Origin of the sequence: Marinomonas pollencensis (assembly GCF_003387375.1) — a bacterium.
In the GTDB taxonomy this organism is placed as follows: Bacteria; Pseudomonadota; Gammaproteobacteria; order Pseudomonadales; family Marinomonadaceae; genus Marinomonas; species Marinomonas pollencensis.
Genome location: NZ_QUNG01000005.1, coordinates 297,897 through 320,547, shown reverse-complemented (window position 1 = coordinate 320,547; position 22,651 = coordinate 297,897). Strand labels below are relative to the sequence as shown.

Here is a 22,651-nt window from a genome sequence, read left to right as displayed (position 1 = left end):
ATTTACTCTCAAAACGAGCAAATCAAGATCGCACCAATATAAAACAAAAACAAACCGTCGCACCAAATTGGTAATTTTTTGCTTTTTTCGTTAAGTCTGCTAAGTTTTTCATATCTGGCTTGCACCATTAAGTGACACATTTTCTTACAAAAGCGCACATTTCGTAATAAACAATAAAAACCGCCTATTTTTTAAACAGATCAGTCTTCTTAGCCCCCTATTTTGTAAGAATTATGCACCAAAAAACATATTTATAGCACTTTATCCTTGACTAGAGACCATCAACAGTCGTTCTATTAGGTAATGCAACATTCCACTAGAAGAATGCTCTGCATCTCATACAACAAAAATAAATAATCATAATGTTGGCAATATATTTGCATTGTTTTTAACTAAGTCCCAAGACTTAATAACAATGAAAAAAAACACAACATACACAAAAGAAAGAAATGCCTGGGAGGCTATCAATGAAATCGAACGTTTGTAAACTACTCTCAACCGCCGCTGTTGCTGCCGCCATCAGTACTGGTGCTGCTGCAGGTACACTAGATGACGTTAAAGCAAAAGGTTTCGTACAATGTGGCGTCAGCCAAGGCGTACCAGGTTTCTCAAACGCTGACGACAAAGGTAATTGGACGGGTATCGACGTTGACGCTTGCCGCGCCGTTGCTGCCGCTATCTTTGGTGATGCTCAAAAAGTAAAATTCACTCCTCTTTCTGCTAAAGAACGCTTTACCGCTCTACAATCAGGCGAAATCGACATTTTGTCTCGTAACACTACCTGGACTTATACGCGTGATGTTTCTCTAGGTCTTGATTTCACTGCAACTAACTTTTACGACGGCCAAGGCTTTATGGTTCGTAAAGATCTAGGCGTAGAATCTGCAATGGATCTTGATGGTGCAACAGTGTGTACCGAGCAAGGTACAACAACCGAATTGAACATGGCTGACTTCTTCCGTAAGCACAATATGTCTTACGTTCCAGTTGTCGTTCAAAAAGCAGACGAAGCGGTATCCGCATACGATTCAGGTCGTTGTGATGTCTACACTACCGATAAATCTGGTTTGGCAGCACACCGTACTAAACTTAAAAACCCAGGCAATAACATCATCCTTCCAGAAACCATTTCTAAAGAGCCTCTAGGCCCAGTGGTTCGTCATGGCGACAACCAGTGGAAAGATTTGGTTACTTGGGTAATGTACGTTCAAGTAAATGCTGAAGAAATGGGCATCTCTTCTGAAAACGTTGCTAAGATCAAAGCTGAAGCGAAAGATCCAGGCATCCGTCGTCTTCTAGGTGCTGAAGGCAACATGGGCCAAGATCTTGGTCTTAATGCTGATTGGGCTTACAACGTAATCGCTGAAGTAGGTAACTACGGCGAAGAGTTCGAACGTAACCTAGGTAAAGACACTGCGCTTAACCTTCCTCGTGCCATCAACAATCTATGGAACAATGGCGGCATCATGTACGCGCCACCAGTACGTTAATATCTGACTTAGGTAACTCGCTTCGGGTTATTATCCAGCGGCCATCCGCCGCTGGATCTCTTCCCCTTCCTTTATACCTCTGACGAGCATATCTACTGCCTGAATCAAGATGAGTAATATAAAAAATATTCCTAGTAACAAAAGCTTTCTGAACGATGCCGGTAATCGCTCCCTCATCTTTCAAATTGTGCTTTTAGCGGTTGTTGTTTTCGTTGGTTATTACCTTTTCAGTAACCTACAAGCCAACCTAGAAAACCGAGGAATTTCTACTGGTTTCTCATTTTTAAATGAGCCAGCGGGCTTTCCAATCCTTATACACCTTGTTAGTTACACAGAATCAAGCACTTATGGACGTGCCTTTCTTGTTGCTTTAATCAACACCTTCGTAATTTCGCTTCTAGGCATCATTCTGGCCACGATTATTGGTGTGGTGATGGGCTTAGCGCGTTTATCAAAAAACTGGCTAGTTGCACGCCTTGCAACGGTTTACATCGAGACCATGCGTAACATTCCTTTGTTACTGCAAATGTTCTTCTGGTATTTCGCCGTTTTGGCGGCCCTACCAGTGCCTCGCAATAGCTATGAATTTGCAGACTTTCTGCTTAATAAGCGTGGTATTTACTCCCCAAATCCAATTGCTCAAGATGGTTTTGGCCTGGTAATAATTGGTTTTATCCTATCAATAGCATTGGCTATTGGCGTCATTGTTTGGGCTAAAAAGCGCCAAACGAGAACGGGACTATGGTTTCCTGCTTACTGGTCATCATTAGGCATCATCCTTGGTGTTACTTTCCTATTTTTTGCCGCTGCTGGCTTTCCTCTAGAGTTTGATCTACCTCAGAAAAGCCGCTTTAACGTCACTGGCGGTATGGTATTACCTCCAGAATTTGTTGCCGTATTAGTCGCTCTTTCTACTTATACGGGAGCGTTTATTGCCGAGATCGTGCGAGCCGGTATTCTATCGGTAAACTGGGGACAAACAGAGGCAGCCCGCTCTCTTGGACTGCGTGATAGCTTAACGCAACGCCTAATCGTGTTGCCTCAAGCGCTGCGCGTTATTATTCCGCCACTCACAAGCCAATACTTAAACCTTGCGAAAAACTCTTCGTTAGGTGCCGCTATTGCTTACCCTGAATTGGTGGCCGTGATCATGGGTACGACGCTGAACCAAACAGGTCAAGCTATCGAAACCATCGGTCTTTGTATGCTGGTTTACGGATCATTGAGTCTATCGATTTCATTGTTCATGAACTGGTACAACAAAAAAATGTCATTAATTGAGCGCTAGGAGGCTAAACATGGCTATTGAATTTAAACCATCACCCAGCCTCCCACCACCGTCTACTGCAGTAGGCCCTGTGGCTTGGCTACGTCAGAACTTATTCTCTTCTCCATTGAATGTGTTCTTAACTTTATTCAGCATCTACATTATTTATTTGATCGTTCCACCCATTATTGAATGGGGGATTATCAACGCAACGTGGGAAGGCGCGTCTAAGGCAGAATGTACTGCTGGGGGTGCATGTTGGGCGTTTATCAACGTCTATTTCGAACAGTTCATGTATGGCTTATACCCATCAGAGGAAACATGGCGTATTAATTTAGCTGTGATTCTAATTGTTCTTCTCGTTGGTATGTTTGCAATTAAAGCTATTAATAAGCTGTTCTTGTCGCTGACAATTCTGCTTATTTACCCTGTCGTCGCTTACTTTTTGTTTGCTGGCGGTGTGTTTGGCTTAGAAGTAGTTGAAACATCTCGTTGGGGCGGCCTTTTCTTAACCGTCTTGTTGGGTGTTGTCGGTATTGTCGCTTCATTCCCTCTAGGGGCGTTATTGGCCTTGGGACGTCGTTCCAATATGCCGGTGGCAAAATCCGTCTCTTTGGTATTTATCGAAACAATTCGTGCAGTGCCATTGATCACCATTTTGTTTATGGCATCGGTTATGATTCCGCTGTTCTTACCGGAAGGCCTAAACTTTAATAAGCTTTTACGAGTCTTAATTGGTATCACCCTGTTCTCTTCTGCCTACATGGCAGAGGTGATCCGTGGTGGACTGCAAGCTATTCCAAAAGGCCAGTATGAAGCAGCAGATGCCATGGGATTAACCTATTGGCAATCAATGGTGTTGGTCATTTTGCCTCAAGCATTGAAGCTTGTTATTCCAGGCATTGTGAACTCTTTCATCAGCTTATTTAAAGATACAACGCTGGTTTATATCGTTGGTATGTTCGACTTCCTAGGTAGGATACAAGCCGCCAACCACGATACAAATTGGTTAGGAACAACCGTGGAAGGCTACGCCTTCGCCGCCTTTGTTTACTGGATCTTCTGCTTTGGTATGTCGCGTTACAGTATGGCACTAGAGCGTAAATTAGACACCGGACACAAGCGGAATTAGTTAAGAATTTGAGGCCTTTAAAATGACAAATACGAACATGGCACGCGCCCAATTAGAGCAGGGTGAATCTACAATCATCGAATTTAACGATGTTAATAAATGGTATGGTGACTTTCACGTATTGAAGAACATCAACTTCAGTATTAAAAAGGGTGAACGTATCGTTGTCTGTGGTCCTTCCGGCTCTGGTAAGTCCACAATGATACGCTGTATCAACCGCTTAGAAGAACACCAAAAAGGTTCTATCTTAGTCGATGGTATTGAGATGAATAACAACTTGAAGAACATCGAAGCCATTCGTAAAGACGTTGGCATGGTGTTTCAGCATTTCAACTTGTTCCCTCATCTTACCATTCTAGAAAACCTGACGTTGGCACCAATTTGGGTACGCAAAATGCCTAAAAAGGAAGCGGAAGAAATGGCGATGCATTACTTGGAACGCGTTAAAATCGCGAACCAAGCACTGAAATACCCAGGTCAGCTATCCGGTGGTCAACAACAACGTGTGGCAATTGCCCGTGGTCTGTGCATGCAACCTCGTATCATGTTGTTTGATGAGCCAACTTCTGCCCTTGACCCTGAAATGATCAAGGAAGTATTGGACACTATGATTCAATTGGCGGAAGAAGGTATGACCATGGTTTGTGTGACCCACGAAATGGGCTTTGCCAAAACCGTTGCTGACCGTGTGGTGTTTATGGATGCTGGTGAGATCGTCGAGGCCAACGAGCCACACGAATTCTTTGATAACCCGCAGCATGACCGTACGCAAATGTTCTTAAGTCAAATTTTGAACCACTAATCAAGCAAAAACTGCTATATTAAAAAGGCTCCTTTTTGGGGCCTTTTTTACGTTTTAAGCAACGATTTTATTTGAGCTGATTTATGAAGTTCGTGGCACCAGAGTTATCCCATACCAAAAAAGTGAGAGTGGTTCATCTGGCGGACCACACGGGACGTCTACAAGTCATTTTCCCCGAAGATAGCATGTTGGATCTCGCTGCCATCGCCCGCCTCACTAAGCGCCGTTTTGAGCCAATCGCAAATTACAATACGGCTGGGGACCCTTTATTAGCAACCAGTAATTGCCCAAGCATCATAGAAAGCAATCTTTTAAAAGAATCCTTTCTTCAAATACGCAGTAATGCGGACGGCCAATACCAACAACTTTCGACAGACGATGTCATGCAGCGTTTTTCAGGCCCCCTTTGTCGCTTTGAAAACATCTCTATTCACACGGATGACATTCAACAGCCGTCTGACGATTACCTGAGCGATGAGCAGCAGATGCTGAATTCGCTTGGTCAATTTCAATCCATTCGCCTGAAACAACGTTTAGAAGAAACATTAGAAATTCCGCCTCTGCCGGCCATTTCCAATCAGATCATTCGTCTCAGCTCTAACGAATCATCAGGGATGGATGAACTGTGCGATGTTATTAGCTTAGATCCGAGTTTGGCCGCTCAAGTCGTCAGCTGGGCCGCCTCACCTTACTATGGCGCAAAAGGCGGCATAGAGTCCGTTAAAGACGCGATTATTCGCGTATTGGGCTATGACATGGTGATGAATCTGGCGCTTGGTCTGTCAATGGGGAATGCGTTCTCTGAACCAGAAGAAGGCCCACGCCATTACGAAGATTTTTGGTTAAGTTCGGTGTCTCATGCTGCCTTGATGGAGGCTTTGGTCACCATAGTGCCTGTTAGCCATCGCCCATCCAGTGGCCATGCGTATTTAACCGGCTTGTTGCATAATTTTGGCTTTTTGGCGATTAGTACCATGATGCCACCGCATTTTTCTATTTTGTCACGCTACCAAGAAGCCAATGCTCATTTAAGTTCCGACATTGTAGAGATGCAAATTTTACGTTTTACTAAAGAACAACTTGGTTCCTGGTTACTCAAGCAATGGGATATTCCTGAAAACATCTGCTTGGCTGTTCGCTATAGTAAAACCCCAAGTTATCAAGGTGAATACGCCAATTTGGCTAATCTTTTGTACATAGCGCATCAACTTAATAGCCAAACCAGGGTGAATGAGTCTGTTCTTTCACGGATGGGCATTTCATTAGAACAAGCCGAGGCTTGCTACAGTAAAGTTCAACAATCTTCTGCGGAACTGTATAAAATGGTCGCCCTGATCAACGGTAAGAAGTCTTAAACCCTATAATGCAGATCAACCACTCCATCGCACAGCAATTAGATTATCGCTGGCACCCAATTCACCGGGTGAATAAGGCAAAAATCCCTGCAGATTTATGGCCTTGGCTTGCCACTGCTGCCTCACTGACCAAGAAGCTACAACAAGCCGGCAAGTTAAGCGTGGTCATCCTAGAAGACGGCTGGGGCCGGCCAACACAAAGGGAAAGAAAAAAGTTGGGATTAGCACCTAGACACGCTGCACGTATTCGAACTGTACTGCTAAAATTCAATGACGAAATAGTGATTTACGGTCGTTCAATTATCCCAGCGCAATCCCTGCGCGGGCACTGGCGACGTGTCAGTCAATTAAAAGAAAAACCTCTGGGTGGCTATCTATTCCGACACCGCAATCTGTCCCGCAGCACCATTGAAATTACCGAATTACCAGCGAGCTTGTTTCCTGGCATTCAAAAAAGAGTTTGGGCAAGACGCTCAGTCTTCCAACAATATGGACCTGGAATATTAGTCAATGAAGCTTTCTTTGATACTATTCTCGACATTAAGCCACCTCTGAGACCTTTATGAGCAAACTACACGACTACGCAGACCTTACTCGATTTAACCGCCCGATAGGCTCATTGCTGTTAATGTGGCCGACATTATGGGCTTTGTGGCTCGCTGCCGATGGCTGGCCACAATGGCATCTGGTGATTATTTTTGTCTTAGGTGTGTTTAGCATGCGCTCCGCTGGCTGCGTCATTAATGATTACGCCGATCGCAAAATCGACGGGCATGTGGAGCGCACCAAAAACCGCCCCCTTCCTTCCGGCAGAGTCAGTGAAAAAGAAGCACTGAGTTTATTTGCTGGATTGGCCTTATTAAGCTTTGTATTGGTTCTATTCACCGATTTACGCACCATTTTACTGTCATTTATCGGCTTGGGGCTCGCTGCGCTATACCCTTTCATGAAGCGCTATACTCATCTGCCTCAACTCTTTTTAGGTTTGGCATTTTCGTGGGCAATCCCGATGGCTTACAGCGCCCAAGGGGGGGATTTGCTTGACCCCCAACTTTGGATGCTATTTGTCGCTAATTGCCTATGGACGATAGCCTATGACACCTATTACGCTATGACAGACCGCCCTGATGACTTGAAAATTGGCGTTAAATCTACCGCTATTTTATTCGCTCAATACGACCTATTAGTGATCCTTTGCTTACAAGCATTAACCTTGTCACTGTTACTCTGGATTGGCGTACTGTCGCAACTGCAATGGCCCTACTTTTTGTCTCTGCTGGTTAGCATTGTGCTGTTTTCCCTACAATTTAATAAGGCAAAAAACAGAGAGCGCCAGCCTTGTTTCCAAGCTTTTTTAGATAATAATCGCATTGGTTACTGTGTATTTATTGGCTTAGTTGGCAGTTATTTACTTTAAAATATGGCAAAGATGTGACAATGTAATCTTATTGTCACATTATATAGATTAAATGAAACCGTTCCTGAGATGAGGATAGATCCTGTGACCGGTAAAAAAGTATTAATTATTGATGATGAGTCTTCCATTCGCGAAATGATCGCGGTTGCCCTAGAAATGGCAGGGTACGAGTACATGGAAGCTGAAAATAGCCAGCAAGCCCACGAGCTTATCGTAGACCATCGACCAGATTTAATTCTCTGCGATTGGATGATGCCTGGGGGCAGCGGTATCGAGCTGACTCGTCGCTTAAAAAAGGACAGCACAACCGCCGAGATCCCGGTTATTTTGCTGACCGCGAAAAGTGAAGAAGACAACAAAATCCAAGGTTTAGAAGTTGGTGCAGATGATTACATCACTAAACCATTTTCGCCTCGCGAACTAGTGGCTCGTTTAAAAGCCGTTTTACGTCGTGCGACCCCTCAAGGTGTTGATGAGCCAATTGAAATTGACGGCTTAATACTAGACCCTATTAGTCAACGAGTAACGATAGGCAACACGCCTCTGGACATGGGTCCTACGGAATATCGTTTACTAAAGTTCCTAATGACACACCAAGAACGTGCCTATTCAAGAGCTCAACTGCTTGATCAAGTATGGGGCGGAAACGTCTATGTTGAAGAAAGAACCGTGGATGTACATATTCGTCGCTTGCGTAAAGCCATCGGCACAGACCATGACTCATTAATTCAAACCGTGCGTGGTACGGGATATCGATTCTCAGCGAAACGGACCGCTTAATTTATGAAATTCATTTGGCGACAATCGATTATTCGCTGGTTGCTTGGGCTAATCGCCTGTCTCGTCATAGGTTTCAGCATCGGGCATATTATTCTCGTTGTGCTTATTTACCTTCTAGGCTCTCTTTATCATCAGCTATACCAGCTTTACCAATTCCATAGCTGGTTACGCTATTCTGGAAAGGCTCCACCGCCAGAAGCCTCAGGAATCTGGGGCGATATTTTTGATGCGGTCTACCGACTACAAAAAAAGCAACGCAAATCCAAACGGCGTATGCAACAAGCTCTTACACGGATTGAACACTCTACTGCGGCCCTCAAAGAAGGCGTCATTATGGCGGACAGTGAGGGCAGTCTAGAATGGTGGAACAATTCCGCCGCTCACCTCATAGGTCTTATGCGGCCCGTAGACCGTGGCCAGTCTATTACCAATATTGTTCGCAACCCAGATTTTTTCCGATATTTCACTCAAAAGCGTTTTGGTGAACCTTTGGTGATCAAGTCACCTGCAAAAGAAGGTATCTATATAGAAATCCAAACAACTCTGTATGACAAGAATGACCACCTCATTTTTATCCGTGATGTCACCCGCCTACACTTACTAGAGCAAATGCGTAAAGACTTTGTGGCCAATGCTTCTCACGAGCTGAAAACACCGCTCACTGTGATTAAAGGCTATTTGGAAACCCTAGACATGTTCAAAGACAACCTCCCTGCTAGCATGCAAAGAGGCATTACTAACATGTCAGACCAGTCTCTTCGTATGGAACACTTGATCGACGATTTATTACTGCTATCTCGTCTCGAAAATGATGAAAAACGAGAAGAGGATCAGTGGTATAGCGTTCAACTGTTCATTGAAGCCATAGAGAAAATAGCGACGCCCATTCTCTCTGAGCAACATCAGCTCAGCTTTGATTTCGCCGAAAATGACCGTATTTATGGTTCTTATAATGAACTCTATAGCGCCTTTTCAAACCTAGTTGTGAATGCCATCAAGTACTCACCTAATGGTGGTGCTATCTTGGTCAAATGGGAATCAAGCGAGTTTAATGGCGTGTTCTCCGTGAAGGACAGCGGCCTAGGTATTGACCCTAGATACATTCCGCGGCTTACGGAGCGCTTCTTTCGGGTCGACAAAGGGCGTAGCTCTTCGACCGGCGGCACAGGGCTTGGGCTGGCTATTGTGAAACACATATTGATGCATCATGACGCCAAACTTCAAATTCGCAGTGAACTCAATCGAGGGAGTGTCTTTTCATGTCATTTCCCAGCTAACCGTGTACGTAGCGACAGCATTCCATCCGCAACTTCGTCAACACTCTCGACATTACCAGAAGAATAAAAGCGGCCAGCTTGAAGTGTCCAACTTGATAGGACACTTCAAGTTAGTCTGACACCGCCGTTTTTAACGCACTAATGAGACCGCAGCGTCATAGTGTTAAAAGCCATCGAATAATTGGCTGATAAAGGCTTCTTTTTCTGCATCCTGATCAATTAAGCCTAAGACAACCGTCAAAAAGGTAGAATCATGTTTCTTCTCTGTGGTGGCTACCGATTGAATATAATAGTTCAAACGATTCACCTTGCCCGCCAACTCTAAATCCAGAACCGCTTGCCCTAGCACTTGCGGCACCACATCATCACTCTTGATCAAGATAGTCACATCTTGCTTACTGAGTTGAATCACCATACAACGGAACTGCTTTTCTTCGAAGCGCACCATGGTTGGAATTTTGACATCTTTGGTCGTCACCGTGGCAGCGGCTGGGTGGGTAAATTTAGTCGCTTGTACTGGCCGGGTGGACTTTCCAGCGTTCATTAAAACATCAATCGATGCGGCCGCCACGCCACCTTGTCCGGCGGCATTAGAAGCATTCCGAGGCTTTTCAGCCACCAGCTTACTTTCCATCTTGTGCTTTTTGGCTGCACTGAAAATTTTATTCACCAGCTGTTCACTGGAAAATGGCTTACCCAAATAATCAGTGACCCCCGATTGCACGGCTTCTACCACATTACTTTTGTCGCCTCGGCTGGTAATCATAATAAAAGGGATATTTTCTTTTTTATAATGACTCTGCTCTCGGCACCATTTCAGCAGCTCAACACCAGTCATCTCAGGCATCTCCCAGTCGCACAAAATCATATCAAACTGACTTTTTGCAAGCATTTGCTGAGCTTTCCGGCCATTTACCGCCTCTTCTACAACAGAAGCAGGAAACTGCTGACGCACTGTACGTTTAATCAAATCACGCGTGAAAGACGCATCATCTACTACAAGAATCTTTATTGTCATTATAAAAGCCCACTCGTACGACCGACCAATGAAGACACATCACCGTGCTGAGGTCTAAAAACCGAAATCCATAATAAGGTTGCTGCAACGACAGCAATTGGCATAACGAATAAGTTAACCAATGGAATGGTTAAACAAACCATCACAATACCACCAAACGTCCAACACAATAATGGTTTTGTGCGCAGCATTTGGCGCATGTCATGAAAGGCTACCTTGTTGTTATCAAAGGCATAATCCATATATTGTAAAGACAGCATCCAGGCTGAAAACAACAGCAGTAAGACGGGTGAAACAACATTGACCAAGGGAATAAAAGACATCAATAACAACAAAATAAAACGCGGCAAAAAGTACAATATCTTTTGCATTTCTCGCTGCAAAGTCCGCCCAGTGATCAACAAAAGCGCTTTCGCATTTAACTCCTCATCAAACACTTTACCGGTTTGTCGCTCTTCGACTTTTTCTGCCAAAAAGGCCATGAAAGGCGCGGCTAAAATATTGATACCGACCGAGAAACTATAAAAGAGCAAAACGCTGATAACCGCAGCGAAAATCAAATAAAACAACCAGTGCAAAAACGCCAGCCAGCTAGGTAGATAGTCCATTGCGATAGCAATTAAATCGTTGAAATAGCTTAAAGCCACCATGTAAATCAAAGCCATCAAAGCAAAGTTTGCTAACAAAGGCACCACGATGAATATTCTTAATCCTGGGGAAACGGCCAGAGGCAGTGCTTTTATAAACGCACCGGCGGCCTTAAATGGCTGTGTAATCACTCTTCCTACCTTAATTTAATAAATTACCTTTCTAATCAACAAAGAGTAACACGCGCTTATCATGGGCTCCATACAGAGCCTCGACTATCAACCAAAGCCATCTCTCCCTAACACGGATATCTCAAACAAACAGCACTTCTCACATTATCTTCACTTACCAACACCAGTGCCGGTTGGTTTATTAGACGCATAACATGATGCGGAATTTCGATTGTGACCTTTTGTGAATTAATGAAATATAAAAGTTCAGCCGTCGTCCTCTCGCGAAATGACGGTCTAAGGAAACGATTATAAAAAACACAAACAAAAGCTAACTAGCAAAGGGAAGATTATGAAATTCACAAAAACGTTGCTTGCAAGCGCACTCCTCTCCACCTCATTGAGTGCCATGCAAGTACACGCTGCGGATGTGCCAGTGGGCGTAAAGCTAGCCGACAAACAAGAGTTAGTAAAAGGCGGTGAAGGAGAGCCGGCGACCCTAGATCCTCAGAAAATCCAAGGAACGCCAGGCTCTCTTCGTGCTAAAGACCTATTTGAAGGACTGTACAGTGAAGGCGAAGGTGGCAAGCTCGTACCTGGCGTAGCCACCGGCTATACGGTCAATGACGACAATACTGTTTACACGTTTAACTTACGCCACGATGCAAAATGGTCTGACGGCAGCCCCGTCACAGCCAATGACTTTGTCTATGGCTTTCAACGCCTTGTCGCCCCTAAAACCGCGTCTGTTTACTCCTGGTACGCCGCTCTTGCTGGCATCAACAATGCGCAAAACATCATCGACGGTAAAGCGAAAGTTTCTGACTTGGGCGTTAAAGCACTGGATAAATACACCTTCCAGGTATCTCTAGATCATTCCGTACCTTACTTTGTTAAAATGACCGTTAACTCGGCCATGTACCCAGCACCGAAACAAGCCATTGAAAAATTTGGCGATAATTGGACAAAAGCAGGCAATTTGGTCAGCAACGGCGCTTATAAGTTAGACACTTGGATTGTGAATGAGAAAATGGTGTTTGTCCGTAACCATAACTACTGGAACGACAAAAAAACCATTATTAACAAAGTGACTGTGTTACCGATCAAGGATTCAACCGTCGAGTTCAGCCGTTATCAAGCTGGAGATTTGGATGTGACCTCTTTCTCAGGTATTCCGACTAACCGTTATAAAGAGTTATTGAAAACCACACCCGATGAAGTAAAAGTCACACCGCAATTAGCGGCCTACTACTATGACTTTAATAACCAACAACCGCCATTTGATGATGTACGTGTTCGTAAGGCGCTTTCTTATGCAATCGACCGCTCTATCATCACTAAATACGTAACCGGTGTCGGTGAGATCCCTGCCTATACATTTACCCCGCCTTCTGTTGATGGCTTTACTGCAAAACAGCCTGAATACGCGAAGTGGACACAAGCAGAACGTAATGCAAAAGCAAAAGAGCTGCTAAAAGAAGCCGGCTACGACAAGAACAACCCGCTTAGTTTCACCCTGCTCTACAACACCAACGATGGTCATAAGAAAATTGCCATTGCGGTGGCCTCTATGTGGAAAAAAACCTTGGGAGTGAATGCCACGCTTGAGAACCAAGAATGGAAAACCTTCATTGACACTCGTAACCTAGGTAACTTTGGCGTTGCCCGTGACGGTTGGGTAGGTGATTACAACGAAGCCTCTACCTTCTTGGATTTGTTTAAATCTACTAATACCAGTAACAACGCCCATTACAAAAATGCGCAATATGACCAATACATGGCGCAAGCAGCAAAAGCCAATGACCCTGCGCCTTTCTACCAAAAGGCAGAAGATTTAGTCATTGATCAAGACATGGCCGTTGCGCCCATCTATCAATATTCTATCAAGCGTCTGGTGAAAACCTATGTTGGCGGCTACAAGCCCAACCTTGAAGACAATATCTACACTCGCGATATGTATATTATCGCGCATTAAGATTGCTTCGACTTCCCCCAGCGCCGTCATGCGCTGGGATTTACTCTCCATTAACGGTTCCTAGCATTAGCCGTCTCGCGGCCTAATCAGGTATTTTGTATGCTCAAATTTATTATTAAACGCTTGCTTGAAGCGATTCCAACGCTGCTTGCTTTAGTGACACTCTCTTTCTTTTTGATGCACTTTGCTCCAGGCAGCCCATTTACCTCAGAACGCGGCGTTCCCGCTGCCGTATTAGCGAACTTGCAAGCCAAGTACCACATGAACGAATCCCTAATGAGCCAGTACTTCCATTATCTCTGGGATTTATTGCACGGTAACTTAGGTTACTCTTTCCGTTTTACCGACTTCACTATTAACCAACTGGTCGCACAAAGCTTTCCTGTCTCGGCTGAAATCGGCTTTTGGTCTTTTCTCGTGGCGGTGTCAGTAGGAGTGTTATGCGGTGTGTTTGCCGCACTACGCCAGAACTCTTTACTCGACTACGGCGTGATGGCTTTTGCCAATATAGGAATGGTATTACCTAACTTTGTGATTGCTCCCTTGTGCATTCTGTTTTTCTCCATTCATTACCAATGGCTGCCCGCCGGCGGCTGGAATGGCGGCGCTTGGCCTTATCTGATCATGCCAGTTATCGCTATGTCCACCAGCTACATCGCACAAATCGCCCGTATTACCCGGGGCAGCATGATAGAAACCATGCATTCCAACTTCATCCGTACCGCCAGAGCCAAAGGTTTGCCGAAGTCACACATTATTATTCGTCATGCCTTACGCCCAGCTATGCTGCCTGTGGTGTCTTATCTTGGCCCCGCATTTGTTGGCATTATTACCGGCTCAGTGGTGGTAGATCAGTTTTTCGGTACCGGAGGCATTGGTCAACACTTCGTGAATGGTGCGATTAACCGTGATTACTCAATGGTCATGGGAATCACCATTTTGATCGGTACGCTGACCATTCTTTTTAACGCCATTGTCGACATCTTGTATGTCTTCATTGACCCTAAAATTCGTTACTAGAGCGACCCACTATGATCACAAGTAAAGATAAAGTCGCGGCTGTCGAGCAATTTGCCGAACAAGTGACTGAAATCGAAGGCCGCAGTTTGTGGCAAGACGCTCGCCGTCGTTTCTTCACTAATAAAGCCGCGGTAATCAGTTTAATCATACTGGCACTGATTGCTTCACTGTCTATTTTTGGCCCTCTCTTAAGCCAGTGGAATTATGCTGACATTGATTGGGCAGCCCTGTCAGACATCAGCACTTTAGGACGCCCAAGTATCGAGACAGGTCACTATTTTGGCACCGACCCGTTAGGCCGAGATATTTTTGTACGCACCATGCAAGGCGGTCAAATATCCTTGATGGTGGGCATTTTGGGCAGTTTCGTTGCCATTGTCATTGGCACTTTGTATGGCGCTACGTCTGGCTATCTGGGAGGTCGTGTCGACAGCGTGATGATGCGTATCCTAGAAATTCTCAACTCATTCCCTTTTATGTTCTTCGTCATCATTCTAATGACGGTATTTGGTCGCAATATCTTACTCATATTTATCGCGATTGGTGCGGTGTCCTGGCTTGATATGGCGCGTATCGTGCGTGGACAGACACTGAGTTTGAAAAACAAGGAATACATTGAGGCAGCCTATGCTTGTGGGGTGTCGTCTCACAAGATCATCCTCCGCCACATAGTGCCAAACGTACTCGGTGTAGTGATTGTTTATGCCACCTTATTGGTGCCGAACATGATCTTACTTGAGTCTTTCATCAGCTTCTTAGGCCTTGGGGTACAAGAGCCGATGACCAGCTGGGGCGCCTTAATTTCAGAAGGCTCCCCTAATATGGAAATTGCTGTCTGGCAACTCGCTTGGCCGCTCGCTTTCTTAGTCGTCACACTGTTTTGTTTCAACTTCCTAGGCGACGGTTTACGCGACGCTCTAGACCCAAAAGACCGCTAGGAGGCTATGATGAATTCGTCTAACAACATTTTAGAAGTTGATAATCTGCGCGTGAACTTTAAAACACCAGATGGTCAAGTGACTGCCGTTAATAACTTGAACTTCAACCTAGCTCAAGGGGAAACCCTAGGTATCGTTGGCGAGTCAGGCTCAGGCAAAAGCCAAACCGCCTTTGCCCTCATGGGGTTACTCGCGGGCAATGGCCAGATCACAGGGGAAGCACGTTTCGAAGGAGAAAACATTCTTGCACTGAATGACAAAGCAATGAATCGTATTCGCTCCGAAAAAATCGCCATGATATTTCAAGATCCAATGACGTCATTAAACCCTTACATGAAGGTCGGCAAGCAGCTTATGGAAGTGCTTATTCTGCATAAGGGCATGAGCAAAGCTGACGCGTTTGAAGCCTCAGTCAAAATGCTCGATGCGGTGAAGATGCCAGAAGCACGCAAACGCATGAACATGTTTCCCCATGAGTTTTCAGGCGGTATGCGCCAACGGGTAATGATTGCCATGGCCTTGTTATGTCAGCCAAAACTCTTGATTGCAGATGAGCCGACAACCGCACTGGATGTAACAGTACAAGCGCAAATTTTGACCTTATTGAACGAACTTAAGTCCGAATTTAATACTTCTATCATCATGATTACCCATGATCTTGGGGTGGTGGCAGGGTTATGTGACAAAGTACTGGTCATGTATGCCGGCCGCACCATGGAATACGGGCAAACTGACGATGTGTTCTATCGCCCTACGCATCCTTATACGCAAGGGCTACTAGAAGCCATTCCTCGCCTTGATGGCGAAGAAGAGACCTTAACAACGATTGCAGGTAATCCACCGAACCTATTAAACCTCCCTACTGGCTGCCCATTCCAAGCGCGCTGCCAATTTGTCGAACACCGTTGCCGTACAGAAGCCCCTGCACTTGAAGAGTATCAGCCAGGCAAATTACGCGCGTGTCACAAACCGGTTCACTCGGAGATGACGCCATGAACAACTCAACTAACACAGTCTTAATGAACGTAAAGAACTTAAAAGTTCATTTCAATATCAAACCCGATAACGCCTGGCCTTGGCAAAAAGGGCAAGCCCTAAAAGCAGTAGATGGTGTCGATCTGACTATCTATGAGGGCGAAACCTTAGGAGTGGTTGGCGAATCTGGTTGTGGCAAATCCACCCTAGCGCGTGCGCTGTTGCGTTTGGTGCCTATCACCGACGGCAGTGTCGTTTGGCTCAGCCAAGATTTGACCGACCTTGATAAGAAACAGATGCGCGACAAGCGCCAAGAACTGCAAATGATCTTTCAAGATCCATTGGCTTCGTTAAATCCACGCATGACGGTTGGGGACATTATTGCTGAGCCCTTGATCACCTTTAAACCGCACTTATCCAAACAAGAGGTTAAGGATCAGGTGCGTGCCATCATGGACCGTGTCGGGCTACTACCTAATGTGATTAACCGCTACCCACATGAGTTTTCTGGTGGTCAGTGTCAGCGTATTGGGATTGCTCGCGCACTCATACTGAAGCCTAAATTGGTCGTTTGTGATGAGCCAGTTTCGGCTTTGGACGTGTCTATTCAAGCGCAGGTCGTGAACCTGTTAAAAGAGCTGCAAGCCGAAATGGGCTTGGCATTGGTCTTTATCGCCCATGATTTAAGTGTGGTAAAACACATCTCTGATCGGGTCTTGGTTATGTACCTTGGTAACGCGGTTGAGCTCGCTAGTAAGCATGCGCTTTACGCCAACCCGCGCCACCCCTATACCAAAGCCTTGTTGTCAGCCGTACCAGTGCCAGACCCGGAACGTGAGCGAAATAAAAGCATCCAACTGCTAGCGGGCGACTTACCGTCACCGATTAGCCCACCATCCGGCTGTGTATTTCGCACCCGTTGCCCACACGCTAATGAAGAGTGTACAAAACAAAAGCCTGCTCTCGAAAAGTGCTCTGAAGAACATCAAGCAGCCTGCATTCGACTTGCAGAAATTGCATAACTTAGCTTGACTCACCCCCTAACAGCGCCCTATATAGTTTATTGGGCGTTTGTTATAAACATAGAGTTTATTGTGATCAATCGCACCCTCCGAAATTGTCCGTACTTTGATATGATAAAGCATGACTAAATCATAAGGGATCTATGTATGCGCGCACTTTTATTGTTGATTGGATTTCTTTTCGTCGTCCCAGCATTTGCACTGCCCGAGCCAACGGGCCCGGTGTTGTTAACCCTAACGGGCAACATCGCTAATACCAATGTCGGTGATAGCGCACAATTTGATAGAAAGATGCTGGCCGCATTACCTCAACATAAACTGACGACGACAATGGCTTGGGTTAGCAAAAAAGAGCGCCCTCATGACTATGTTGGTTTTTCTGCACTGGATTTACTAGAACTTGTGGGGGGAACGGGCGATATCTTACGCATCAAAGCACTGAACCAATATGTGATCGATGTTCCCATCAGCGACTTTGTGGATTACGGTGCTATTTTTGCGATCAAGAAAGACGGCAAAGACATCAGCATCAGAAATCTAGGTCCCATCATGGTGCTCTATCCATTTGATGACAATAAAGATTTGCGTCATGAAGTGTATTACTGGCGAGCAATCTGGCAAGTCAGTTCAATAAAAGTGCTTACCAATAGCGCTCAGGTTGATTAAATAATGCTGTCACGATTGACACATCGGCTTTCCTTACCAAAATTACAGCATTGGTATATTTATGGCTTAGCCACCTTCTTTATCAGCACCTTATTACTTTCATTTGGCCTTGTTATCTACTCCAGTGATGGCTCTCAAGCGACTAAACAACGCATTTACGAAGATTCCCTCTGGAACTCCTTACAATTCCAATTACAGTCTTATCGCTTTCTCAATTATTTGGTGCAAATAGACGAGAACGACCTACCTCTACAAGGCGCAGCCTATGCGCAATACGACCTATTAATGAGCCGCGTCGATTTATTACGCAATGGCGAAGTCGGTTACCTGATACGCGGGTTAACCGGCGGTCGAACGGTGCGATTGCTCAATATTATTACCGGCGAACTAGAACTTATTAGCTTAAATCTATCGAAAATCGAAGCGGGCGATCTGTCTTATCTGGATGACATGACGACTCGCTTAAAGCGGCTCGATAACCAAGTAAATGAGTTTACTGTTTTGGTGAGCCAAGACACCAATAAATACATTGCCCAACAACGAAGAGCGCTCGGCGATAAACTTGAACGCGTCAGGATTCTCATGGTTTGCTTTCTTGCCAGCTTACTCTTGCTCTGTTTATGTATCGCTAAAGGGCTATCTGTATACCGGAAAAACCACAAAGACCATAAGCAGCGAGCTCTGGAAGTTCAGCGCATTCACGATGAAAAAGCCAAAATTCTGACTTTGGTTGTGCAAGAGACACGTCCGCAAATCCAAGCCTTATTAGGGCAACCCGGGCGTCATTCTGGTACGAAAAAATCCAACTCGGCGTTGTCTACCAATATCAAAGAAACGGCGAATGAACTACTGCACACCATTAATATGTTTTCCGATCTAGTATTGATGGACGCTCAAAAGCTCAATTTGGTCAGTACCACCGAATCGTTACGTAGTAGCCTAGATAATTATGTGCATATATTCGCCCATAAACTACAGCCTAAAGGTTTAAAATTAGTCACTTATGTCGACCCTGATTTACCAGATTGGATTGATCTCGACTTTAAACGCGTCAAAGAGATTATCTTAGAACTGTTACAAAATGCGATCACCCATACTTCACAAGGCAGCATCAGCATTCACCTTAGGCCCTCTAGTGTAGCGCCATCGCAACCGCACAACGGGATAAACAGCCACACCTCGAACATGCTGCAAATCGCTATAAAAGACACAGGATTTGGTCTAGAACACGCCCTGCAAAAACATTTACGTACTTCGCCTCTGACTCAAAGCGATCAACATTCCATCTTGCAAAGTGATATTGGCCTTGGGTTATCGCTTTGTTATCAGTTAGTCCATCTAATGGGAGGGGATATTCACTTTTCTAGTGAACCCAATAGCGGCACAGAGTTTTGGATCGACATCCCTTATCACGCAGCAGAAAAGCAACCTGAGAAGAACAATAACTTCGTCTGTGCCGAACAAAAACGCGCCCTTATCTTTACCAGAGATGAGCATTTAGCGAAATTTCTTGGACTGCAATTAAAAGATATCAATATTGAAGCTGGACTGTATTCCGAAGGCCCTCATCACGAGGGAGAAGAAATTGATTTGGTCATTATTACCGAGCCGGATGTGATCAGTCCGGAAACAGAAAGTCATATCTTACATTGGCAAAATAACGGCGCCCTCGTATTGTATGATCATCAGCTTGAGTTAGATCCAGAGCAATGCCCATACTTGGCGCGCGCGCAAAGTTTGACCTTTCCTCTTACTCAGTCCCAGTTGAACATACGCCTTAAACGTTATTTTAATGCTCAAAAAACATAAGCGACATCAGGGCGCCTAAAATACCGACTTGCCCTGACATAGCTTGATAAGTGAATCGACAACTCTATTTTAAAATGACCAAGAAAAGTCGGTCGCTTTTACAAAGGTCTCGACTAATTGCTCTAAACCACTTTGATCGACACTTGAGAAACGCCCAGTTCGCGGACTGTCCATATCAAACACTCCTATAAAGCGACCGTCGACAACCACCGGAATAACAACCTCAGAAGCAGAAGCGGCGTCACAGGCAATATGCCCAGAGAAAGCATGAACATCGTCAACACGTTGTGTTTTTTGCTCGATGGCAGCGGCGCCACAAACCCCACGCCCAAAAGGAATACGGGTACAGGCCACCTTGCCCACATAAGGCCCCAACACAAGCTCTTCACCACGAGCAAAGTAAAAGCCAGCCCAGTTCAAATCAGCAACCGTCTGCATGATAAACGCAGAGAACTGAGCCGCGTTACAAATCAAGTCACGCTCGCCTGTTAATAGGCCTGCCAGCTGCTCATTCAATTCCTGATAATGCACTTCAGGTGTGCTATTCGAGTCGACTTCTATCTCAAACACGGGAGTTACCTAATTAAGAAAAACAGGCACAAATGATAGGTAAATAAAGGCTAACAACCAAGCGGTAATACGTAAAAGAATGGGGAATTCAACGTCCAAGAGGAGCCAAAAAAATGCCCCTAAACTAGTAAACTGTTTAGGGGCATTTCGTAATCTTTAACGCCGAGGGTTACTACTTTACTTGTGCTGCAATTTCATGGGCTGGTATATGGCGAACATCCACACCTTTCACCATGAACACCAAGTGTTGGCACACATGGCGCGAGTAATCACCAATACGCTCTAGCGAGCGAAGCACCCAAATCACATTCAAAACACGAGAAATACTACGAGGATCTTCCATCATGTAAGTCACTAAAGAGCGTAACGCCGTTTTGTATTCTTGATCCACAGAATGGTCCTGCTTTACCACGGCAATGGCAGCATCAATGTCTAAACGCGCGTAAGCATCAAGAGTATCGTGGATCATGCGCGATACCATTTGGCCAATACGATTAATCTCTACATAACCACGAGGAGATTCACCCTCATCAATCAATTTTAGGGTCAAACGTGCAATTTTCTTCGCTTCGTTACCCATACGTTCAAGCTCACTTACCGCTTTGCTGATGGATAAAACCATGCGTAAATCACCAGCCGCAGGTTGGCGTTTTGCTAAAATACGATTACATTCTTGATCGATAATCTCATCTAGCTCATTCACTGCCGCATCTTTGTCTTTTACATCTTCCGCCAAAGAACCATTGCTATCAATCAAGGCTTGAACCGCATTTTGTACTTGCAGCTCAACCACACCACCCATAGTTAGAAAGTGCTGGCGCAATGCTTCCAGCTCATTATTAAACTGCTTCGATGTGTGATCTGATGTTAACTCTTTCATAATTAGTCCTTCCGCCCCGATGCCTTAATGACTGTAATGCGGTTTATTGAAAACCCGTTTATTGAGTGTATTGCTTTCTTGATGGTACATTTCTGATAGTACACTACGGCTAGAACCAGCCCTGCATGGTACTTCCAAAGAGAACAAGCAAAAGCTCAAACTGGCACATTTGCTTTAAGTTGCTAGCCATTTTAAGAGGACGCTGGCTTAGATAATGCCATCATACCTTCCATAGACTACTTATATTTAGGCAAAACTATAAAGCCTATATATTACAGAAATATTAAAAGCATTTACCCACTTATGTCTGTATCGCTATTTCCTGCCAGAAGAAGATTCCCATGCATTTCAATATCCCATAAACTGTTGCTCACTAGTGATATTCGACGTAAACAACAATTACAACTACGGTGATAAGCGAGAGTTTTATGAAAGCAATGCAGATAATGAATTACGGCCCAGCAAGCGATCTAACCATAGTAGACGTGGATACACCTACTATAAATGCAGATCAGGTGTTAGTAAAAGTCGGTGCTGCAGGCGTAAACCCAGTGGATACTTATATTCGCTCAGGCGTGAATAATTATACTGCTAATTTCCCTCATACTCCTGGTTCAGATGGTGCAGGCACTGTCATTGAAGTGGGGTCAAATGTGACCGGTTTCAGCGCTGGACAACGAGTTTATTTTAGCCGAAACCTTGGCGGTTCAGCGGCAGAATACACGGTATGTAGCCCGGACAGACTTTTTCCTCTGGCAGACAGCCTAAGCTTCGAAGAAGGCGCTTGTCTAGGAGTACCTTTCACCACAGCCCACCGCGCATTATTTGGTCGTGCCCAAGCAAAAGCCGGCGACAAGGTGTTAATCCATGGTGCTACGGGTGCCGTTGGTACTGCAGCAGTGCAACTCGCTCTAGCCGCAGGCATGGAAGTCACTGCCAGTGCCGGAACTCAAGCCGGCGTTGAACTGCTGAATCAACTAGGAGTAAGCCAAGTTATTCTGCATAACGATGCCGATCATTTAGTACCTTTTCAATCACTTGAAACAGGCTTTAATGTGATCATTGAGATGCTCGCTAATCACAACCTTGACCAAGATTTAAAAGCCCTCGCCTTTGGTGGTTGTGTGGCAGTTGTCGGCAACCGAGGTACGGTAGAAATCAACCCTAGAGACTTAATGGCGCGTGATGCTTCCGTAATTGGTGTCGCTCTAGCGAATGTCCAACCCGCTGACCTTCAGTTAATCGCCAAAGCCATGCTGCCATTGTTTCAAAAGGGTCTACTAAAGCCCGTTGTGCGCAAGAGCTACCCATTAACAGAACTCGCTCAAGCCCATGATGACGTCCTATTATCTGGGGCATTAGGCAATTTGGTGGTGCAAATTAATTAGCCTTTTAAACGCAAGACACCTTGTAGATCAATAAGGTGTCTTGCTACTTATCGCTGTGCCGCGAAGGCAAAGATTTTACTGAATAATTCTCATCATCCTGCCTCTACTAAAG

The 22,651-nt window shown here is 45.0% G+C and carries 21 protein-coding genes; 17 read left to right on the top strand and 4 right to left on the bottom strand.

The window, feature by feature from the left end:
• Window positions 1-467 precede the first annotated feature (467 nt).
• The 9 genes from DFP81_RS09850 to phoR all read left to right on the top strand — a co-directional run bounded on the left by DFP81_RS09850 (window position 468) and on the right by phoR (window position 9,587).
• On the top strand, window positions 468-1,490 hold the full coding sequence (locus tag DFP81_RS09850) for an amino acid ABC transporter substrate-binding protein (protein ID WP_115897598.1): 1,023 nt from the start codon (window positions 468-470) through the stop codon (window positions 1,488-1,490).
• Window positions 1,491-1,599: 109 nt separating this feature from the next.
• Complete coding sequence (locus DFP81_RS09845; protein ID WP_115897597.1) at window positions 1,600-2,778, top strand: amino acid ABC transporter permease; 1,179 nt, start codon at window positions 1,600-1,602, stop codon at window positions 2,776-2,778.
• A 10-nt stretch (window positions 2,779-2,788) separates the two neighbouring features.
• On the top strand, window positions 2,789-3,889 hold the full coding sequence (locus DFP81_RS09840) for an amino acid ABC transporter permease (RefSeq protein ID WP_115897596.1): 1,101 nt from the start codon (window positions 2,789-2,791) through the stop codon (window positions 3,887-3,889).
• Window positions 3,890-3,911: 22 nt separating this feature from the next.
• Window positions 3,912-4,691 carry an amino acid ABC transporter ATP-binding protein gene (locus DFP81_RS09835; RefSeq protein ID WP_115897595.1) on the top strand — a complete coding sequence of 260 codons (780 nt, stop codon included), beginning with the start codon at window positions 3,912-3,914 and terminating at the stop codon, window positions 4,689-4,691.
• A gap of 83 nt (window positions 4,692-4,774) precedes the next feature.
• Window positions 4,775-6,046 carry an HDOD domain-containing protein gene (locus tag DFP81_RS09830; protein ID WP_115897594.1) on the top strand — a complete coding sequence of 424 codons (1,272 nt, stop codon included), beginning with the start codon at window positions 4,775-4,777 and terminating at the stop codon, window positions 6,044-6,046.
• Between the two features lie 8 nt (window positions 6,047-6,054).
• Complete coding sequence (locus DFP81_RS09825; RefSeq protein ID WP_245959132.1) at window positions 6,055-6,612, top strand: chorismate--pyruvate lyase family protein; 558 nt, start codon at window positions 6,055-6,057, stop codon at window positions 6,610-6,612.
• Window positions 6,609-7,463: a 4-hydroxybenzoate octaprenyltransferase gene (ubiA, locus tag DFP81_RS09820; RefSeq protein WP_115897592.1), complete on the top strand. Its 855-nt coding sequence runs from the start codon at window positions 6,609-6,611 to the stop codon at window positions 7,461-7,463. Before DFP81_RS09825 ends, ubiA begins: the two co-directional genes overlap by 4 nt.
• Before the next feature lie 84 nt (window positions 7,464-7,547).
• The gene (gene phoB, locus DFP81_RS09815) at window positions 7,548-8,243 is read left to right on the top strand and encodes a phosphate regulon transcriptional regulator PhoB (RefSeq protein ID WP_115897591.1); all 696 of its coding nucleotides are present in this window, start codon (window positions 7,548-7,550) and stop codon (window positions 8,241-8,243) included.
• Window positions 8,244-8,246: 3 nt separating this feature from the next.
• Window positions 8,247-9,587: a phosphate regulon sensor histidine kinase PhoR gene (gene phoR / locus DFP81_RS09810; protein ID WP_115897590.1), complete on the top strand. Its 1,341-nt coding sequence runs from the start codon at window positions 8,247-8,249 to the stop codon at window positions 9,585-9,587.
• Between the two features lie 96 nt (window positions 9,588-9,683).
• Here the strand turns inward: phoR and DFP81_RS09805 are convergent, their stop codons facing one another.
• Window positions 9,684-10,538: a response regulator gene (locus DFP81_RS09805; protein WP_115897589.1), complete on the bottom strand. Its 855-nt coding sequence runs from the start codon at window positions 10,536-10,538 to the stop codon at window positions 9,684-9,686.
• Entirely contained in the window at window positions 10,538-11,317 is a 780-nt protein-coding gene (gene cysZ / locus DFP81_RS09800; protein ID WP_115897588.1) for a sulfate transporter CysZ, read from the bottom strand. Before cysZ ends, DFP81_RS09805 begins: the two co-directional genes overlap by 1 nt.
• 331 nt (window positions 11,318-11,648) lie before the next feature.
• On the opposite strand from cysZ, the gene DFP81_RS09795 reads away from it, so the two are divergent.
• The 7 genes from DFP81_RS09795 to DFP81_RS09765 all read left to right on the top strand — a co-directional run bounded on the left by DFP81_RS09795 (window position 11,649) and on the right by DFP81_RS09765 (window position 19,701).
• A complete protein-coding gene (locus DFP81_RS09795; RefSeq protein ID WP_115897587.1) occupies window positions 11,649-13,271 on the top strand; it encodes an ABC transporter substrate-binding protein in 1,623 nt (540 codons plus the stop codon).
• Between the two features lie 99 nt (window positions 13,272-13,370).
• Window positions 13,371-14,291, top strand: coding sequence for an oligopeptide ABC transporter permease OppB (gene oppB, locus DFP81_RS09790; protein ID WP_115897586.1), 921 nt, complete (start codon window positions 13,371-13,373; stop codon window positions 14,289-14,291).
• Window positions 14,292-14,302: 11 nt separating this feature from the next.
• On the top strand, window positions 14,303-15,229 hold the full coding sequence (gene oppC, locus DFP81_RS09785; RefSeq protein WP_115897585.1) for an oligopeptide ABC transporter permease OppC: 927 nt from the start codon (window positions 14,303-14,305) through the stop codon (window positions 15,227-15,229).
• Between the two features lie 6 nt (window positions 15,230-15,235).
• Complete coding sequence (gene oppD / locus DFP81_RS09780; RefSeq protein ID WP_115897584.1) at window positions 15,236-16,225, top strand: oligopeptide ABC transporter ATP-binding protein OppD; 990 nt, start codon at window positions 15,236-15,238, stop codon at window positions 16,223-16,225.
• Window positions 16,222-17,226, top strand: coding sequence for a murein tripeptide/oligopeptide ABC transporter ATP binding protein OppF (gene oppF / locus DFP81_RS09775; RefSeq protein WP_115897583.1), 1,005 nt, complete (start codon window positions 16,222-16,224; stop codon window positions 17,224-17,226). The genes oppD and oppF overlap by 4 nt, the downstream gene beginning before the upstream one ends.
• 147 nt (window positions 17,227-17,373) lie before the next feature.
• Window positions 17,374-17,892 carry a putative pterin-binding protein gene (locus DFP81_RS09770; protein ID WP_115897582.1) on the top strand — a complete coding sequence of 173 codons (519 nt, stop codon included), beginning with the start codon at window positions 17,374-17,376 and terminating at the stop codon, window positions 17,890-17,892.
• A gap of 3 nt (window positions 17,893-17,895) precedes the next feature.
• Window positions 17,896-19,701 carry a sensor histidine kinase gene (locus tag DFP81_RS09765; protein WP_115897581.1) on the top strand — a complete coding sequence of 602 codons (1,806 nt, stop codon included), beginning with the start codon at window positions 17,896-17,898 and terminating at the stop codon, window positions 19,699-19,701.
• A gap of 69 nt (window positions 19,702-19,770) precedes the next feature.
• On the opposite strand, the gene DFP81_RS09760 is transcribed toward DFP81_RS09765, so the two are convergent.
• A complete protein-coding gene (locus DFP81_RS09760) occupies window positions 19,771-20,271 on the bottom strand; it encodes a GAF domain-containing protein (RefSeq protein ID WP_220342905.1) in 501 nt (166 codons plus the stop codon).
• A 172-nt stretch (window positions 20,272-20,443) separates the two neighbouring features.
• A complete protein-coding gene (gene phoU / locus DFP81_RS09755; protein WP_115897580.1) occupies window positions 20,444-21,151 on the bottom strand; it encodes a phosphate signaling complex protein PhoU in 708 nt (235 codons plus the stop codon).
• A 428-nt stretch (window positions 21,152-21,579) separates the two neighbouring features.
• Here phoU and DFP81_RS09750 point away from each other — a divergent pair, with 428 nt between their 5' ends.
• Entirely contained in the window at window positions 21,580-22,539 is a 960-nt protein-coding gene (locus DFP81_RS09750) for an NADPH:quinone reductase (RefSeq protein WP_115897579.1), read from the top strand.
• Window positions 22,540-22,651: the final 112 nt, after the last annotated feature.

Bases quoted from the DNA above. Each gene is read 5' to 3' on its own strand.
- DFP81_RS09850 (WP_115897598.1), top strand. From the start codon at position 468: ATGAAATCGAACGTTTGTAAACTACTCTCAACCGCCGCTGTTGCTGCC.
- DFP81_RS09805 (WP_115897589.1), bottom strand. From the start codon at position 10,538: ATGACAATAAAGATTCTTGTAGTAGATGATGCGTCTTTCACGCGTGAT.
- DFP81_RS09750 (WP_115897579.1), top strand. From the start codon at position 21,580: ATGAAAGCAATGCAGATAATGAATTACGGCCCAGCAAGCGATCTAACC.
- oppD (WP_115897584.1), top strand. From the start codon at position 15,236: ATGATGAATTCGTCTAACAACATTTTAGAAGTTGATAATCTGCGCGTG.
- DFP81_RS09770 (WP_115897582.1), top strand. From the start codon at position 17,374: ATGCGCGCACTTTTATTGTTGATTGGATTTCTTTTCGTCGTCCCAGCA.
- DFP81_RS09830 (WP_115897594.1), top strand. From the start codon at position 4,775: ATGAAGTTCGTGGCACCAGAGTTATCCCATACCAAAAAAGTGAGAGTG.
- DFP81_RS09835 (WP_115897595.1), top strand. From the start codon at position 3,912: ATGACAAATACGAACATGGCACGCGCCCAATTAGAGCAGGGTGAATCT.
- DFP81_RS09825 (WP_245959132.1), top strand. From the start codon at position 6,055: ATGCAGATCAACCACTCCATCGCACAGCAATTAGATTATCGCTGGCAC.
- DFP81_RS09840 (WP_115897596.1), top strand. From the start codon at position 2,789: ATGGCTATTGAATTTAAACCATCACCCAGCCTCCCACCACCGTCTACT.
- DFP81_RS09795 (WP_115897587.1), top strand. From the start codon at position 11,649: ATGAAATTCACAAAAACGTTGCTTGCAAGCGCACTCCTCTCCACCTCA.
- ubiA (WP_115897592.1), top strand. From the start codon at position 6,609: ATGAGCAAACTACACGACTACGCAGACCTTACTCGATTTAACCGCCCG.
- oppC (WP_115897585.1), top strand. From the start codon at position 14,303: ATGATCACAAGTAAAGATAAAGTCGCGGCTGTCGAGCAATTTGCCGAA.
- oppB (WP_115897586.1), top strand. From the start codon at position 13,371: ATGCTCAAATTTATTATTAAACGCTTGCTTGAAGCGATTCCAACGCTG.
- DFP81_RS09845 (WP_115897597.1), top strand. From the start codon at position 1,600: ATGAGTAATATAAAAAATATTCCTAGTAACAAAAGCTTTCTGAACGAT.
- DFP81_RS09765 (WP_115897581.1), top strand. From the start codon at position 17,896: ATGCTGTCACGATTGACACATCGGCTTTCCTTACCAAAATTACAGCAT.
- oppF (WP_115897583.1), top strand. From the start codon at position 16,222: ATGAACAACTCAACTAACACAGTCTTAATGAACGTAAAGAACTTAAAA.
- phoR (WP_115897590.1), top strand. From the start codon at position 8,247: ATGAAATTCATTTGGCGACAATCGATTATTCGCTGGTTGCTTGGGCTA.
- phoU (WP_115897580.1), bottom strand. From the start codon at position 21,151: ATGAAAGAGTTAACATCAGATCACACATCGAAGCAGTTTAATAATGAG.